The sequence below is a fragment of the Falsiroseomonas oleicola genome, from assembly GCF_019029495.1.
In the GTDB taxonomy this organism is placed as follows: Bacteria; Pseudomonadota; Alphaproteobacteria; order Acetobacterales; family Acetobacteraceae; genus Falsiroseomonas; species Falsiroseomonas oleicola.
Genome location: NZ_JAERQM010000001.1, coordinates 636,564 through 651,391 on the forward strand (window position 1 = coordinate 636,564; position 14,828 = coordinate 651,391).

The 14,828-nt window shown below is 69.2% G+C and carries 12 protein-coding genes; 5 read left to right on the plus strand and 7 right to left on the minus strand.

The window, feature by feature from the left end; translation table 11 throughout:
• The first annotated feature begins 52 nt into the window (after positions 1-52).
• Positions 53-1,045, plus strand: a complete 993-nt coding sequence (locus JJQ90_RS03085) for a Bug family tripartite tricarboxylate transporter substrate binding protein (protein WP_216872972.1) — start codon at positions 53-55, stop codon at positions 1,043-1,045.
• Positions 1,042-2,424: an MmgE/PrpD family protein gene (locus tag JJQ90_RS03090; protein ID WP_216872973.1), complete on the plus strand. Its 1,383-nt coding sequence runs from the start codon at positions 1,042-1,044 to the stop codon at positions 2,422-2,424. Before JJQ90_RS03085 ends, JJQ90_RS03090 begins: the two co-directional genes overlap by 4 nt.
• A gap of 243 nt (positions 2,425-2,667) precedes the next feature.
• Here JJQ90_RS03090 and JJQ90_RS03095 read toward each other — a convergent pair whose 3' ends face one another.
• Positions 2,668-3,579, minus strand: a complete 912-nt coding sequence (locus JJQ90_RS03095) for a DUF6282 family protein (protein WP_216872974.1) — start codon at positions 3,577-3,579, stop codon at positions 2,668-2,670.
• Between the two features lie 156 nt (positions 3,580-3,735).
• Positions 3,736-4,527, minus strand: a complete 792-nt coding sequence (locus JJQ90_RS03100; RefSeq protein ID WP_216872975.1) for a DNA-binding transcriptional regulator — start codon at positions 4,525-4,527, stop codon at positions 3,736-3,738.
• Positions 4,528-4,796: 269 nt separating this feature from the next.
• On the opposite strand from JJQ90_RS03100, the gene JJQ90_RS03105 reads away from it, so the two are divergent.
• Genes JJQ90_RS03105 through JJQ90_RS03115 form a run of 3 tightly spaced genes read left to right on the plus strand, consistent with a single transcriptional unit; the run spans position 4,797 to position 7,689 of the window.
• Entirely contained in the window at positions 4,797-5,795 is a 999-nt protein-coding gene (locus tag JJQ90_RS03105; RefSeq protein WP_216872976.1) for a Bug family tripartite tricarboxylate transporter substrate binding protein, read from the plus strand.
• A gap of 14 nt (positions 5,796-5,809) precedes the next feature.
• Positions 5,810-6,796 (plus strand): Bug family tripartite tricarboxylate transporter substrate binding protein, encoded by a 987-nt coding sequence (locus JJQ90_RS03110; RefSeq protein WP_216872977.1) that lies wholly within the window; start codon positions 5,810-5,812, stop codon positions 6,794-6,796.
• Positions 6,797-6,807: 11 nt separating this feature from the next.
• Positions 6,808-7,689 carry an amidohydrolase family protein gene (locus JJQ90_RS03115; RefSeq protein WP_216872978.1) on the plus strand — a complete coding sequence of 294 codons (882 nt, stop codon included), beginning with the start codon at positions 6,808-6,810 and terminating at the stop codon, positions 7,687-7,689.
• On the opposite strand, the gene recJ is transcribed toward JJQ90_RS03115, so the two are convergent.
• From recJ to JJQ90_RS03140, 5 genes are all read right to left on the minus strand, one after another.
• Positions 7,686-9,482 (minus strand): single-stranded-DNA-specific exonuclease RecJ, encoded by a 1,797-nt coding sequence (gene recJ / locus JJQ90_RS03120; RefSeq protein ID WP_230410316.1) that lies wholly within the window; start codon positions 9,480-9,482, stop codon positions 7,686-7,688. The genes JJQ90_RS03115 and recJ overlap by 4 nt on opposite strands.
• Positions 9,479-10,483, minus strand: coding sequence for a class II fructose-bisphosphatase (glpX, locus tag JJQ90_RS03125; RefSeq protein WP_216872979.1), 1,005 nt, complete (start codon positions 10,481-10,483; stop codon positions 9,479-9,481). Before glpX ends, recJ begins: the two co-directional genes overlap by 4 nt.
• A 1,071-nt stretch (positions 10,484-11,554) precedes the next feature.
• The gene (locus JJQ90_RS03130) at positions 11,555-12,847 is read right to left on the minus strand and encodes a homoserine dehydrogenase (protein WP_216872980.1); all 1,293 of its coding nucleotides are present in this window, start codon (positions 12,845-12,847) and stop codon (positions 11,555-11,557) included.
• 28 nt (positions 12,848-12,875) lie between these two features.
• On the minus strand, positions 12,876-14,087 hold the full coding sequence (locus JJQ90_RS03135; RefSeq protein WP_216872981.1) for an LL-diaminopimelate aminotransferase: 1,212 nt from the start codon (positions 14,085-14,087) through the stop codon (positions 12,876-12,878).
• A gap of 47 nt (positions 14,088-14,134) precedes the next feature.
• Positions 14,135-14,665: a hypothetical protein gene (locus tag JJQ90_RS03140; RefSeq protein ID WP_216872982.1), complete on the minus strand. Its 531-nt coding sequence runs from the start codon at positions 14,663-14,665 to the stop codon at positions 14,135-14,137.
• Positions 14,666-14,828: the final 163 nt, after the last annotated feature.

Genomic DNA, 14,828 nt, shown 5'->3' on the forward strand with positions numbered 1-14,828 from the left:
CTGCGCTGGAGACGGACCGCAGAACCCCTCATCCCGACATGGAGTCCTCGCGATGCCGATCCCACAGCCTTCGCCATTCCGGGCCGGGCGCATCCGCCTGCTGCTCGCCCTTCTGCTGCTTCTTGGCGCCGGATTCGCGCGACCCGCACTGGCCACCTTCCCGGAACGCCCGCTGCGCCTGGTCGTCGCCTATGCCGCCGGCGGCACGGGTGACCTGGTCGGCCGGCTGGTGGGGGAATCGCTGTCCGCACGACTCGGCGTGCCGGTGGTGGTGGAGAACCAGGGCGGCGCCGGCGGCGCCATCGCCGCCCGCACGATCAGCCGCGCCGCGCCCGATGGCTACACCATGATGCTCGCCGGCAACGCCATCTTCGCCATCCTGCCGCATATGGCCAATGTCGGCTTCGACCCGGTGAAGGATTTCACCGCCATCGCCAATATCAGCGAATCGCAGCGGCTGCTGGCCGTGCGCCCCGGACTGCCGATCACCACGCTGGCGGAGCTGGTGGAATACGGAAAGCGCAACCAGGGTCGGCTGAACTACGGCTCCTCCGGCATCGGATCGACCCTGCATGTGATGACGGAGATGTTCCGCCGCGAGGCCGGATTCGCCGCCGAGCACATCCCCTTCCGCGGCTCCGCCCCCGCCGTGCAGGCGATGCTGACCGGCGATATCGACTTCATGATCGACACGGTCGTGATCCAGCATGTGCAGCAGGGCCGCCTGCGCGGCCTGGCCGCCGTGGGCGATCGCCGCCTGCCGCAATTCCCGGACATCCCGACCCTCGCCGAACAGGGCTACCCGAATGTCCGCACCTCCGGCTGGCAGGCGCTGATGGGCCCCGCCAACATGCCGCCCGAGATCGTCACGCTGCTCTCCGGCCATGTCGAGTCGATGCTGCGCGAACCGGCCTTCCTCGAACGCCTCGCCCGCGTCGGCGTCGTGCCCAGCTACCGCACCCCCGCGCAACTCGCAGATGATCTGATGGAGGATACGCGGCAATTCGGCGCCATCATCCGCAGCAGCGGAATCTCCGCCCAATGACGTCCAGCCTGAACCAGCAGGCCGCCCAGTGGGCGGCCAACCTCTCGCTCGACAGCGTCCCGGCCGAGGTCGTGGAAAGCACCAAGCTGCGCATCCTCGACCTGATCGGCGTCATGCTCGCCGCGAAGCCGCTGCCCCTCGTCACCGCCGCGCGCCGCGCCGCGCTGGCACTGGAAGGCGGTGGCGGCGCGCATATCCTGGGCGAGGCGGAAGACGTCGCGCCGATGGCCGCCGCCTTCGTCAACGGCGTGATGACCGCCGTGCTGGAATTCGACGACACCCATATCGAAAGCTTCATCCACCCGACCGCACCCTGCGTCGCCGTCGCCTTCCCCGAAGCCCAGCGCCGCCGCCTTTCCGGCCGGCAACTCATCGAAGCCGTGCTGGTGGGCAGCGAGCTGACCTGCCGGCTCGGCCGGATCACGCCCGTGCGGCTGCACAATCTCGGCTTCCATCCCACCGCCGTCTTCGGCGTCTTCGGCGGCGCCTATACGCTGGCCAAACTGCGCGGGCTGGATGCGCAGACCACCGCCGACGCCATCGGCGCCGCCGGCAGCCTCTCCGCCGGCATCAACGCCTCCTTCGAAGACGGCAGTTCCACCAAGATGATGCATGTGGGCTTCGCCGCCACCGGCGCCCTGCGCGCCGTGGCGCTGGCCCAGGCCGGCATCTCCGGCCCCGATCCGGTCTTCGACGGCCGCTTCGGCTGGTTCCGCAGCCACATCCAGGGCCGCGACGACCTGCGCTTCGACGCACTCTGCGACGGCCTCGGCACGTCCTGGGAAGTGCTGAACATCGCCTCCAAGGTCCACCCCTGCGCCTTCACCATGATGCCGCATATCGAAGCAGCCATCGCCCTGCGCGACACCCACAACCTGCGCCCCGAGGACATCGCCCAGGTCATCTGCCAGATCGGCCAACGCTCCTTCGCCACCATGTGCGAACCCGCCGCCGACAAGCGCCGCCCCGCCACCACCTGGCACGGCCGCATCAGCCTGCAACACACCGTCGCCGAAGCCCTGGTCCTCGGCCGCATGGACAAGGACGCCTACGCCAAATCCAGCCTGCGCGACCCCGTGATCAACGCCCTGGCCGACAAGGTGACCTACGAAGACGACCCCACCACCAACCCCACCCGCTCCGGCGGCTGCGTCACCGTGCTGACGCAGGACGGCCGCCGCCTGACCCACCGCATCACCGACATGCGCGGCACCCGCCACAACCCCCTGTCCCACACCGACATCATCACCAAATTCCAAGCCAACACCCGCGACACCCTCACCGCCACCCAGGCCGAAACAGCCATCACCCAACTGCTGCAACTCGACCGCCTGGACGACATCGCGCCGGTGCTGGAAGGGGTTAGGGTGCGCGGGTGATCGCAGGGAGGGCGCTGCCCTCCCCGCACCCCTCCCGCGAAGGGGCAGTGGCCCCTTCGAACCCTCGACTTAGGGGTAGACGAAAGGAGGGGCACGGCGGGCGCGTCGGGACAAGCGGATGCTCAGTGCCCCTCCTTTCGCCTACCCCTTAAATGGGTTTCCAAAGGGACCACTGTCCCTTTGGCAGGGGGTGCAGGGGGACAGCGTCCCCCTGCAAGCAACCCACGGCAACCTCAACCCCTGTCAGCCACCCGTTGCGGTGTTCGCGCCCAGGCCGGCGAGTTGGGCGGCGTTGGTGCTGACCATTTTGCGGATGTCGTCGGGGCTGTAGCCGATGGAGAGGCACAGGCCGATGATTTGGCGGAAGCCTTCGACGGGCAGGGGTGCGTTGGTTTGGCCGAGGTCGGAGCCGAAGAAGGTGCGGTCGATGCCGGCGGCGTCGATCAGGGCTTTGAGGAAGGCTTCGTCGTAGACCTTCATCCGGTTCGGGATGAACATGCAGATCGAGTGTTCGATCCAGGCCCCCATCGAGACCAGTTCCTTCACGTCGGAGAGGGAGGCGCCGACGGTGTAGCTGGGGTGGTTGACCAGCAGGCGGTTGCAGCCGCGTTTTTTTGCTTCGTCGAACAGCGGCCAGACTTCGCTGATATGCAGGTGGCCGCAGGACAGGACGACGTCGTGTTCGGCGATGATGTCGAGCACGTGCTTGACCGGGTCGAGCAGGTCGCCGCGCGCGTCCAGCACGGACAGGCCGATCTGTTTCAGCATCTTGCCCTTGGTCGGCAGCAGGGATTTGCGGTGGCCTTCGCGGATGTGGTTGGCGGCGGAGACGGTGGGCATCCAGACCACCTTGGCGCCGGTCTTCACCGCGGGTTCGACGGCGAAGGGGTTGATGCCGCCGACGGAGTTGTTCAGCACGATGCTGCCGATGGGTTCGGCGATGGTGGCCTTGCCGGCTTCCTTCAGCACGTCGACGAAGGGGCCGGTGGGGTAGTAGTGGTCCTTGAACAGCACGGCGCGCATGCCGGCGGCGGCGCCCTGTTCCAGCGCCTGCTCATGGTTCACGGCGCGGGCCATGACGGAGGGGCCGCTGTGGCAATGCAGGTCGATGGCGCCTTGCATCAGGCTGTCGATCAACTGCGGGTCGGCATTCATCGCGACGGTTCCTTTTCACGCATGGCGTATCCGCGGGCAGCGTGATGGCGGCCCGCTTTCCTCCCGTTCCGTGCCGTGGGGTGGTGGTATCATCGGCGACAAGACGGGGCGCGCGGGAGTGCAAATTGCCCCCTTTCCGCATCGTGGAATCATGGCTCAGGCGCTGCGCGCCTGGCCCTGCTGCAGCCGCTCCATGGAAGCGGTGATCTGCCGGCTCGCCTCCTGCAAGGCGGGCACGAGCTGGTCCGCCAGCACGGCGTGGCTGACGACGGAGCGGAAGTAGCTGAGGCCCAGCGTGCCGGCGACGGACTCCCCCAGCATGATCGGCACCGCGACGGTGTTGGAATTGCGCGGCTCCACCTTCGGGTCGCGCTGCGCATAGCCTTGCCGGCGGACCATGGCGACCATGCCTTGCACCACGCGTTCCAGGTTGGGCGGGTTGTCTTCCGGGTCGGGGGAGGCCGCGAGCAGGCGCAGCAGGATCTGCCGTTCCTCCTCCGGGCAATAGGCCAGGTAGGCGCGGCCGATGGCGCGCGTCACCAGGCTGAAGCGCACGCCGACGGTGGCGTGGAAGGGGGAGACGGCGCTGTCGGCCATGGTGCTGACGCTGATGACGACGCGCCCCTGGTCCGGCACGGCGATCGCCACGGGCCATTTCAGGCGGCGCGTCAGGTCCACCGCCCAGGCACGCCCGGCCTCCGCCACCAATGGCCCGCCATGGAAGCCGGAGCTGAGGGTGGCGACCTGGGAGGTGATGCGATAGCCGAGGCCGCGTTCGCCCTTGGCGACCAGCCCGGCGGTGGTCAGCGTGCCGAGCAGCCGCATGATGGTGGGCTTGGGCAGGTCGGTGGCGCGGTGCAACTGGTCCACGGTGGTGTGGCGCTGGCGGTTCAGCTCCTTCAACAGGTCCAGCGCCCGCAGCACGGATTGCACGGGGGGGCCGCTCATGCGCGGGGTCGCCCGTGGCGGGCGCGCCTGAGCGCGAGGCGGGCGCGCCTGATCGCGAGGCGGGCGCGCCTGATCACAATGACCTGCATTCGGCCCTTCCTCCAGGCGGACATTCCGCATCCTGGAATGCCGGCAAGTCAAGCGCACCGCCAGCGGTGTCACCGGGCCTTCCGTCAGACGGAATGCGGGCAGAGCGTGCTTGTCAGCCTGGCACCCCGCCGAACAGGTTGCGCGCATCGAGCCAAGGCGCCGACCAGGGAGGACAAGACATGACGCAGTCCCATGCCGCGACGGCTGGCCGTCGCCGGCTGCTCGGCGCCGCGCTTCTGGGTGCCGGCGCCGGCCTTCTGCCCGGGCGCGGGGCGCAGGCGGCGAACTTCCCCTCCGGCCCCATCCGCATTGTCATCGGCTTCGGGCCGGGCGGGCTGGCGGACCTGACGGCGCGGCTGGTGGGGGAGCAATTGTCGCAGCGCCTCGGCCAGCAGGTGGTGGTGGACAACCGGCCGGGGGCGGGCGGCGCGGTCGCCGCGCGCATCGGCGCGACGGCGGAACCAGATGGCCAGACGCTGATGATCCTCAGCACCGGCAATGCCATCAACAAGTCGCTGTTCCGGTCGCTGCCCTATGACCCGGTGGCGGATTTCACCGCCATTTCCGCCATGGTGTCCTTCGACCTGCTGCTGCTGGCGGGCGCCAACTCGCCGCTGCGCTCGGTGCAGGATGTGCTGGCGGCCGGCCGCAATGGCGGGCGGCTGGCGATCGGCACCATCAGCCCGGGCAGCACGCAGAACCTGGCGGCGGAATGGCTGCGCGTCGCCGCCGGGCTGGATGCCACCGTCATCCCCTATCGCACCACGCCGGAGGTGCTGACGGCGGCGCAGCGCGGCGATGTGCAGATCGCCTTCGAATCCTATGCCGCCGTGCGCGGCGCGCTGGAGGGTGGCGTGCTGCGCGCCATCGCCAGCACCGGCGAAAGGCGGTCCCAGCTTCTGCCCGACCTGCCGACGCTGCGGGAGGCCGGCCTCGCCGATTACGCCGTCACCGGCTGGAACGCGCTGTTCGCGCCGGCCCGCACGCCGCAACCGGTCATCGAGCTGCTGAACGGCCATCTGCGGGAGATCCTGGCCATGCCGGCCATGCGGGCGCGGCTGCTTGCCCTGGGTGTCGAGCCGGCGCCGAACACGCCGGCCGAGATGGGCGCGCTGCTGCGGCACGACATCGCGCTCTGGGCCCAGGTGATCGACCGCGCCGCCATCGAGCGGCAATGAGGAGGACAGGCGCCATGCCCATCACCACCCCGACCCGCCGCGGCCTGCTGGCTGGCGGCGGCGCGCTGGCGGCCACGCTCGCCGCGCCCGCCGTCCATGCCGCGGGCTATCCGGACCAGCCGATCCGCCTGATCGTCCCCTTCCCGCCCGGCGGCACCGTGGATGTCACGGCGCGGCTGGTGATGGGCAAGGTGGCGGAGCTGCTGGGCGGCAATGTCATCATCGACAGCGCGCCCGGCGCCGGCGGCAATGTCGGCACGCAGCGCGTGGCCCGCGCGACGCCGGATGGCTACACGCTGCTGTTCACCGCGCCGAACCACACCATCAATCCCAGCCTGAGCCTGAACAGCGGCTTCGATCCGGAACGCGACTTCATCCCGGTCTCCCTGGTTGCGCAGATCGCGGAGCTGCTGATCGCGCCGCGCGCCGCGCCCTTCACCACCTTCGCCGAATTCGTGACCTATGCGCGGGCCAATCCCGGCAAGCTGACCTATTCCTCCGCCGGCATCGGGTCCCACCCGCATGTGACGATGGAGCTGATGCTGAAGCGACTGGGGCTGGACGTGCTGCACGTGCCCTATCGCGGCGCGGCGCCGGCCTTCACCGACCTCGTGGCGGGGCGCGTGCAACTGAAGCTGGACAGCCTGGCGACCTCTGCCGCCAGCATGGCCGAAGGCTCCATCCGCGCTTTGGCGATCGCCAGCAAGGAACGCTCGCCGAAGCTGCCCGATGTGCCGACCATCGCCGAGCACGGCCTGCCGGGCTTCGAGGGGATTCTCTGGATGGGCGTGGTGGCGCCCAGCGGCACGCCGGCCGAGGCCATCGCCGCCCTGTCCCGCGCGCTGATGGCGGCCGCCCGCGACCCGGAGGTGATGGCGCGGCTCGACCGCTCCGGCGTCGAGCCGGTCGGCACCACGCCGGAGGAATTCCGCGCCATCATCGCCCGCGAGATCCCGCTGTGGCGCCAGGTGATCCGCGACGCCAATATCCGCGCCGAGTGAGAGAGCAACGCATGCCCCCATTGACGCCGCCGCCCGATCCGAACCCCGGGACGCCGCGCCTGGTCTGCCCGCCGGGTTCGGTGGATGGGCAGGTGCATCTGTTCGGACCGGCCGCGCAGTACCCCTTCGATCCCGGCAGCAAGTACATCTCGGAGGATGCGCTGCCGGAGACCTGCATCGCCCTGCACAAGGCGCTCGGCATCGACCATGCCGTGATCGTCAGCGGCGGCGGCTACGGCATGGACACCACGCATCTGGAACACACGCTGGCGCGCTTCCCGCAGCATTTCCGCGGCGTCGCGCTGCTGAAGCCGGGGACGACACAGGCGGAGATGGCGCGGCTGCATGGCCTCGGCGTGCGCGGGCTGCGCTTCGTCAGCCCGCATCACGGCGCGCATCTGCCGCATCTGTCGGAGGCCGCGGCGGCGATGGCGGCGGAGCTCGGCTGGGTGGTGCAGTTCTACCCCTCGCCCGGGGATCTGGAGGATTTCGCGGACCGGCTGATGGCGCTGCCGGGGCCGGTGGTGCTGGACCATTTCGGCGCGGTGCCCGCCGCTGGCGGCGTCGACCAGCCGGCCTTCCGCACCCTGCTGCGGATGCTGGACAGCGGCCGGATCTGGGTGCGGCTGTCCGGGCCGATGCGCTGCACGAAGGAGGACTTTCCCTATGCCTCCGTCACGCCCCTGGCCCAGGCCCTGGTCGCGCATGCGCCGGAACGGCTGGTCTGGGGCTCCGACTGGCCGCATGTGAACATGCAGGGCCGCGTCATGCCGAATGACGGCGACCTGCTGGACCTGATGCTGGACTGGGCGCCGGAGGAGGCGGTGCGCAACCGCATCCTCTCCGACAATGCCCGCCGGCTCTATGATTTTCCGGAACAGGCCCCCGGCTAAACCGGCGCCGCATCCACCACATGGAAGCCGGCGGTCACGCTGTCATTCCAGCTTTCCGCCCGCAGATGCCCCGCCAGGTGCAGCGTGCCGCCGCCGAGCAGGGCGGCGGCGAGCGGGCCTTCCTTGGCCCGGAAGCAGATGGCCTTGAGGCGACCGCTGCCGCCCTCCCCTTCCAGGAAGGCGCGGATGGTGCCGCCCTCCTTCCCCACGCGATCGGCGCGGACCACCCGGGCGCGGGACAGCACGAAGACCGGCTCCTCATTCCCCGCGCCGAAGGGGGCGAGGCGGGTGATCTGGCTGGCCACCTCTACCGTCGCGCCGGGCACCGTCAGCGCGCCTTCCAGCGCCAGGTCGGCGGCGCCGGGCAGGTTGGCGGCATGGGCTAGGCGTTCATCCAGGAAGGCGTGGAATTCCCCCTCCTTCTCCGCGGGGAAGGAGAAGCCGGCGGCCATGGCATGGCCACCGCCCGTCGCCAGCAGCCCCGCCTGCCGCGCGGCGATGATGGCGGCGCCGAGATCGACCCCCGGCACGGAACGGCCGGAGCCCTTGGCCAGGCCCTCCGACAGGCCGGCGACGCAGGCCGGGCGGTTGTATTTCTCCTTCATGCGGCCGGCGACGATGCCGACCACGCCGGGATGCCAGCCCTGGCCGACCACCAGCAGCACCGGATGGCCGCGCTGCGCCTGGCGCTCGGCCTCCGTCATGGCGGCGGTCAGCACATCGGCCTCCACGTCCTGCCGCCGCTTGTTCACCACATCCAGCCGCTCCGCCATGGCGCGGGCCTCGATCGGGTCATCCTCCAGCAGCAGGCGCAGGCCGAGGTCGCTTTCGTCGATGCGGCCGGAGGCGTTGATGCGCGGGCCGAGCAGGAAGCCCAGCGTATGGGCGGTGGGCGCATCCTTGGCCATCGCCACCTCCAGCAGCGCGGCAATGCCGGCGCGGCTGCGCCTGGCCATCACCTTCAGCCCCTGCGCGACCAAAGCGCGGTTCAGCCCGGTCAGCGGCATCACGTCGCAGACGGTGGCCAGCGCCACCAGGTCCAGCAGGTCGAGCAGCTTCGGCTCCGGCCGGGTGGCGAAGGCGCCGCGCCGGCGCAGCTCCCGCACCGTGGCGATGCCGGCCAGGAAGGCGACGCCGGCGGCGCAGAGATGGCCGAGGCCGCTGGTGCAGTCCAGCCGGTTCGGATTGACCGCGGCGCGCACCAGCGGCACCGGGCCTTCCGCCTTGTGGTGATCGAGGATCACCACATCGGCGCGCCCCCGCGCGGCCTCCAGCGCCACCTCCGCCGCGATGCCGCAATCGACGGTGACGATCAGCGTGGCGCCGCGCGCGCAGAGCGTGGCGATGGCCGCGGGGTTCGGCCCATAGCCCTCATTCAGCCGGTCCGGCACGTAATGCACGACGCGGCAGCCCAGCTCCCGCAGCAGCCGCACGGTCAGCGCGCCGGAACAGGCGCCGTCCACGTCGTAGTCGCCATAGACCGCCACGGATTCCCCGGCCTGGGCGGCATCGGCCAGCCGCGCCGCGGCCGCATCCATGTCCCGCAGGGTGGAGGGATCGGGCAGCAGGGCGCGCAGCGTCGGCTCCAGGAAATCCGACGCCGCCTCCACGCCCACGCCGCGCGCCGCCAGCAGCCGCCCGACCAGCTCGGGCAGCGCCAGCCGCTGGGCGATGCCGAGGCCGATCCGCGCATCGCCCTGCCGCCAGATCCAGCGCCGGCCGAGCACGCTGCGGGCGACGCCCAGCGCCACCTCCGCACCCGGCGGCGCCGGCAAGACGGCCGCGTCGTTCAAGCCGTGAAGGCCGCGGGCTTCAGCGCGAAGTTGTGGTGGCCTTCCACATAGCGGACGGTGCCGGACTTGGAGCGCATGACGATGGAATGCGTCACCGCGCCGCTGCCGAAATGGCGCACGCCGCGCAGCATCGGGCCGGTGGTGACGCCGGTGGCGGCGAACATCACATCACCCTTGGCCATGTCGGTCATGGAATAGACGCGGTTGGGATCGGTGATGCCCATCTCCAGCGCCCGCGCCACCTGGTCGTCATTCTCGAAGACCAGCTTGCCCTGCATCTGGCCGCCGATGCAGCGCAGCGCCGCCGCCGCTAGCACCCCTTCCGGCGCGCCGCCGCTGCCGAGATACATGTCCACGCCCGTCTCGGGCTGGGACACGGCGACCACGCCGGAGACATCGCCATCCGGGATCAGCATGATGCGCGCTCCGGCCATGCGGCAGCGCTTGATGATCTCCTTGTGCCGGTCGCGGTCCAGCAGGCAGACGACCAGGTCGTTGATGCTGCGGCCCTTGGCCTTGGCGAGGTTGGTCAGGTTCTCCTCGACCGAGGCATCGATATGCACCACGCCGTCCGGCAGGCCGGGGCCGACCGCGATCTTGTCCATGTAGATGTCGGGGGCGTGCAGGAAGCCGCCCTTCTGCGCCAGGGCAACGACCGCCATGGCGTTGGGGCCGCCCTTGGCGGTGATGGTGGTGCCCTCCAGCGGATCGACCGCGATATCCACCTCCGGCCCGCCGCCGGCCTTGGCATAGAGGCCGACCTTCTCGCCGATATAGAGCATCGGCGCCTCGTCCATCTCGCCCTCGCCGATCACCACGGTGCCGGAGATGGCGACGGTGTCGAAGGCGCGGCGCATGGCCTCCACCGCCGCGCCATCGGCGGCGTTCTTGTCGCCCCGGCCCATCCAGCGGCTGGCGGCCAGGCCCGCGGCCTCCGTCACCCGGACGAGTTCGAGGGCGAGGTTGCGGTCCACATGGACCTGGCGTTCGAGATCGGCCACGGAAAATCCTCCGGATCAGTGCGGCAGGGTGGTGCGGTGCGCGCCGCCGCAGACAGCGCGCTCGCCAGAATGGCTTGTTGCCCCGTTCAGCGCCCGCCGGGAAGGGGGGAATGGCGGATCAGGGAATGACGGAGATCACGGCACCGCAGGCGGCCAGCAGCGGGCGGGGGGCTTGGCGGCGGCGCCAAGTGGTTCCGCATTCGTTTTGCTCAACCGCAGCATCACGCCTCGATGCCGTCCAAACAGGCGCGCAAGCTCGCTATCCCCATGGCACGACCTTCTAACGCCAACGCCACTGCATCGAGAACATCTTTGGCGACGTGAAAAACTGGCTCAGCATGGCCAAGCACTACTGATGCGCTGACAAGCTTCCTCTCGGCTCGTGTATTTGCTGCCGTCGTATTTTTTCTTATTGTAATTTCCGAGCCCAGCCCCGATCATTTCGTATAAATCATATTTTCGCTAGGAGCGCCCCATGCCCATCGAAATGCCGCCGCCTGAAAACGATCTCCTAATCAGACTTCATGATTACTATTTTCAGGCATCTGACATTATGTTCGAACAGACACACAGCCTTCACAAGGAACTAATCGCAAAAGGTAAACTTTCCAATATTAAAACGGTAAGATATCAGTCCTATGCGCAACTCTGGCTCGCGACACTATATGTCGTCGCCGAAGCTTTCGCTAGCAAGGAAGTAGTTCAGTTTTATTCATCAATAACTTGGTCAAAAGACCTAAATCTTCAGGTCCACTGGGGGTCGATTCAGCACATGATTCCCCAGAAGGGGGAAGAACTACGCCGATACAGAAATGCCACCCTCCACTTTCAAGAACCAATGTCCGATTTAGTGAGGAAGAGGGAGGAATTTTTTAATAATGATGGGCGAAATCCGCTTACATGGGCCCGATCGCTACACGTCGAGATACGACAGTTTTTCTCCGAGTATCGTCCCGCCGCATCTGTGGAATTTATGGTACGAGCTGGTTTCATAAGGTCCATCGACCAGCCTTAACTCCCCCCCGCGCCAATCGCCTAATTGTCTTTGCGACAGCTGAAGCCTGGCCAGGGTCAAAGCGTCTCGATCCGGATCAGCGCCGGCGCTTCCAGAACCGCCTCGAAGGCCTCGATCCGGGCAATGGCGGCGCGCATCTGCGCCTCCTCGCAATCATGGGTGGTGACCACCACCGGCACCGCCTCCCCGGGCGCGCGACCGCGCTGGAGCATGGATTCCAGGCTGATGGCATTGTCGCGCAGCGCGGCGGTGACATCGGCGATGACGCCGGGGCGGTCCACCACCATCAGCCGCAGGTAATAGGCACCGACGCGCTTCGACATCGGCACGGAGGGCGCATGCGACAGGTCCCGTGTCGCGACACCCCAGACCGGGGTGGTGCGGCCACGGGCGATGTCGATCAGGTCGGCGCAGATGGCGCTGGCGGTCGGCCCCGCCCCGGCGCCACGGCCTTCCAGCACGATGCGGCCAACGAAATCACCCTCCGCCACCACCGCGTTGAACACGCCATCGACGCGGGCGATGGGGTGCGCCACCGGCACCATGCAGGGGTGCATCCGCGTCTCGATCCCCGCCTCCGTCCGCCGGGCGATGCCGAGCAGCTTGATGCGGTAGCCCAGTTCCTCCGCCAGCTTGATGTCCAGCGCCGAGATCGCGCGGATGCCCTCCACATGCACGGCCCCGAAATCCACCGGGCGGCCGAAGGCCAGCGCGGCCAGGATCGCCAGCTTATGGGCGGCGTCGATGCCATCCACGTCGAAGGCCGGATCGGCCTCGGCATAGCCGAGCTTCTGCGCCTCGCTCAGCGCCTGGGCGAATTCGATGCCGCGCTCGCGCATCTGCGTCAGGATGTAGTTGCAGGTGCCGTTCAGGATGCCCAGCACGCGGGTGATGTCATTCGCCGCCAGGCCTTCCCGCAGCGCCTTGATGGCCGGGATGCCGCCCGCGACAGCGGCTTCGTAGGACAGGGCGACGCCCTTGGCCTCGGCCAGTTCGGCCAGTTCGGCGCCATGCACGGCGAGCAGCGCCTTGTTGGCGGTGACCACCGGCTTGCCGGCGTTCAGCGCCGCGCGGACCAGATCGGCCGCCTGGCCTTCCGTGCCGCCGATCGCCTCCACCACCACATCCACCTGCGGGTCATGCGCCAGCGCCACCGGGTCGTCATACCAGCGCAGCCCGGCGATGGAGACGCCACGATCCCGCGTGCGATCGCGGGCCGAGACGGCGGTGACGGCAATGGGCCGGCCGGCACGCGCCGCGATCGTCGCGGCATTGTCGCGCAGCAGGGTCAGCACCCCGGCACCCACGGTGCCGAGGCCGGCAACCGCGACGGAAAGCGGCTTGGTCATGCTCTTCAATCCAGTTCAGGCGGCCAGTTCAGGCGGCGTCAGGGTGCTCGACCGGGCCGGCATTGTCGGCGGCGAGGAAGGTCTTGATCCCCCGCATCGCCTGGCGGATGCGCTGGCTGTTCTCGACCAGCGCGATGCGGACATGGCCGTCGCCATGCTCGCCGAAGCCGATGCCCGGCGCGACCGCGACCTTCGCCTTGGCCAGCAGCAGCTTCGAGAAGTCGACCGAACCCATATGCTTGAAGCGGTCCGGGATCGGCGCCCAGAGGAACATGGAGCTTTCCGGCACCGGCACCTGCCAGCCGGCGGAGGCGAGGCCCTTCACCATCACGTCGCGGCGTTCGCGGTACAGGTCGCGCATCTCCTGCACGCAGTCCTGCGGGCCGTTCAGCGCGGCGGCGGCGGCGATCTGGATCGGCGCAAAGGCGCCATAGTCCAGATAGGACTTCACCCGCGTCAGCGCCGAGATCAGCCGCGGATTGCCGGCGGCGAAGCCCATGCGCCAGCCCGGCATGTTGTAGGTCTTGGACATGGAGGTGAATTCCACCGCCACATCCTTGGCCCCCGGCACCTCCAGGATCGACGGCGGCACCGCGCTGCCGAAGTAGATTTCGGCGTAGGCGAGATCCGAAAGAATGAAGATCTCATGCTTGCGCGCGAATTCGACGATCTTCCGGTAGAAATACAGGTCCGCCAGCATCGCCGTCGGGTTGGACGGGAAATTCACGATCAGCGCGGTGGGCTTCGGCACGGAATGGCGCACGGCGCGGTCCAGCGCCTCCAGCATCGCATCGTCCGGCGTGCAGGGGATGGAGCGCACGGAGGCACCGGCCAGCACGAAGCCGAACTGGTGGATGGGGTAGGAGGGGTTGGGCACCAGGATGGTGTCGCCCGGGCTGGTGATAGCCGCCGCCAGATTGGCCAGGCCTTCCTTGGAACCGAGGGTGGCGACCACCTCCGTCTCCGGGTTCAGCTTCACGTTGAAGCGGCGCTCGTAATAGCCGGCCAGCGCCTTGCGCAGGCCCGGAATGCCCTTGGAGGCGCTGTAGCGATGGGTGCGCGGGTCGGCGACCGCCTCGATCAGCTTGGCCACGATATGCGGCGGCGTCGGGCTGTCCGGATTCCCCATGCCGAGGTCCACGATGTCCTCGGCGGCTGCGCGCGCCTTGGCCTTCGCCGAGTTCACCTCGGCGAAGACATAGGGCGGCAGGCGCCGGATGCGGTGGAACTCCTCGGTCATTTTGGTCGGGTCCGTGGATGAAGGGGGCGGAAGTATAGCGGAAGGCGTCAGTCCCGGCGAGGCGCCAGCAGATCGGCGCCCGGCGGTGGCGGCGGGGCCAGCAGGTCGCCGGAAGGCGCGGCCGGCGGGCCGGAAAGCGGCGGCGGCACCGCGGCGGCGGGCGGCGGTGGCGGCGCATCCGGGGCGGCGGCGGCAGGCGCGACCACGGCCGGCTGGCTGGGCACCGGCGGGGTTGGCGCGGGCACCGGGTCCAGCCGCACCGGCGGCAAGGCGGCGATGACGGGCGGCGCCGGCACCCCCTCCCCCGCTGGACGCGGCGTGGCGGAACCGGTCAGCTCGCTGCGCGATCCCGCGCGGTCGGCCGCCAGCGCCTCGGTCAGTGCGGCGCGCTCGGCGGCGTCCGGCACCGTGGGCCGGGGCGGCACGGTCGCCAGGTTGGGATAGGGCGCATCGCGGCCCGGCGGCGGTTCGCGCCCATCCAGATAGCCGCCGCTGACATTGCGCCACCAGTAGCGCGGGTCGATATCCTGCGGCACGCCGCCGGAACAACCGGCCAGCAGCAGGGCGCAGGCCAGCATCAAGGGCGCGCGCGCTTGATCGCACGCCCCGCGGGCCCTACCTTCCCGATGTTTCCCGTGGCATCCGACGCGCGGGTGCATGGCTTCCCAATCCTTCGCGCCAATTCTCCTGCGCAGGGGGTTACCCCGAACCACCCGCGGGCGAAAGCGCCAAGGCGGGTCT

Bases quoted from the DNA above. Each gene is read 5' to 3' on its own strand.
- JJQ90_RS03105 (WP_216872976.1), top strand. From the start codon at position 4,797: ATGACGCAGTCCCATGCCGCGACGGCTGGCCGTCGCCGGCTGCTCGGC.
- JJQ90_RS03085 (WP_216872972.1), top strand. From the start codon at position 53: ATGCCGATCCCACAGCCTTCGCCATTCCGGGCCGGGCGCATCCGCCTG.
- JJQ90_RS03135 (WP_216872981.1), bottom strand. From the start codon at position 14,087: ATGACCGAGGAGTTCCACCGCATCCGGCGCCTGCCGCCCTATGTCTTC.
- JJQ90_RS03095 (WP_216872974.1), bottom strand. From the start codon at position 3,579: ATGAATGCCGACCCGCAGTTGATCGACAGCCTGATGCAAGGCGCCATC.
- JJQ90_RS03090 (WP_216872973.1), top strand. From the start codon at position 1,042: ATGACGTCCAGCCTGAACCAGCAGGCCGCCCAGTGGGCGGCCAACCTC.
- JJQ90_RS03110 (WP_216872977.1), top strand. From the start codon at position 5,810: ATGCCCATCACCACCCCGACCCGCCGCGGCCTGCTGGCTGGCGGCGGC.
- JJQ90_RS03100 (WP_216872975.1), bottom strand. From the start codon at position 4,527: ATGAGCGGCCCCCCCGTGCAATCCGTGCTGCGGGCGCTGGACCTGTTG.
- JJQ90_RS03115 (WP_216872978.1), top strand. From the start codon at position 6,808: ATGCCCCCATTGACGCCGCCGCCCGATCCGAACCCCGGGACGCCGCGC.
- JJQ90_RS03130 (WP_216872980.1), bottom strand. From the start codon at position 12,847: ATGACCAAGCCGCTTTCCGTCGCGGTTGCCGGCCTCGGCACCGTGGGT.
- JJQ90_RS03140 (WP_216872982.1), bottom strand. From the start codon at position 14,665: ATGCTGGCCTGCGCCCTGCTGCTGGCCGGTTGTTCCGGCGGCGTGCCG.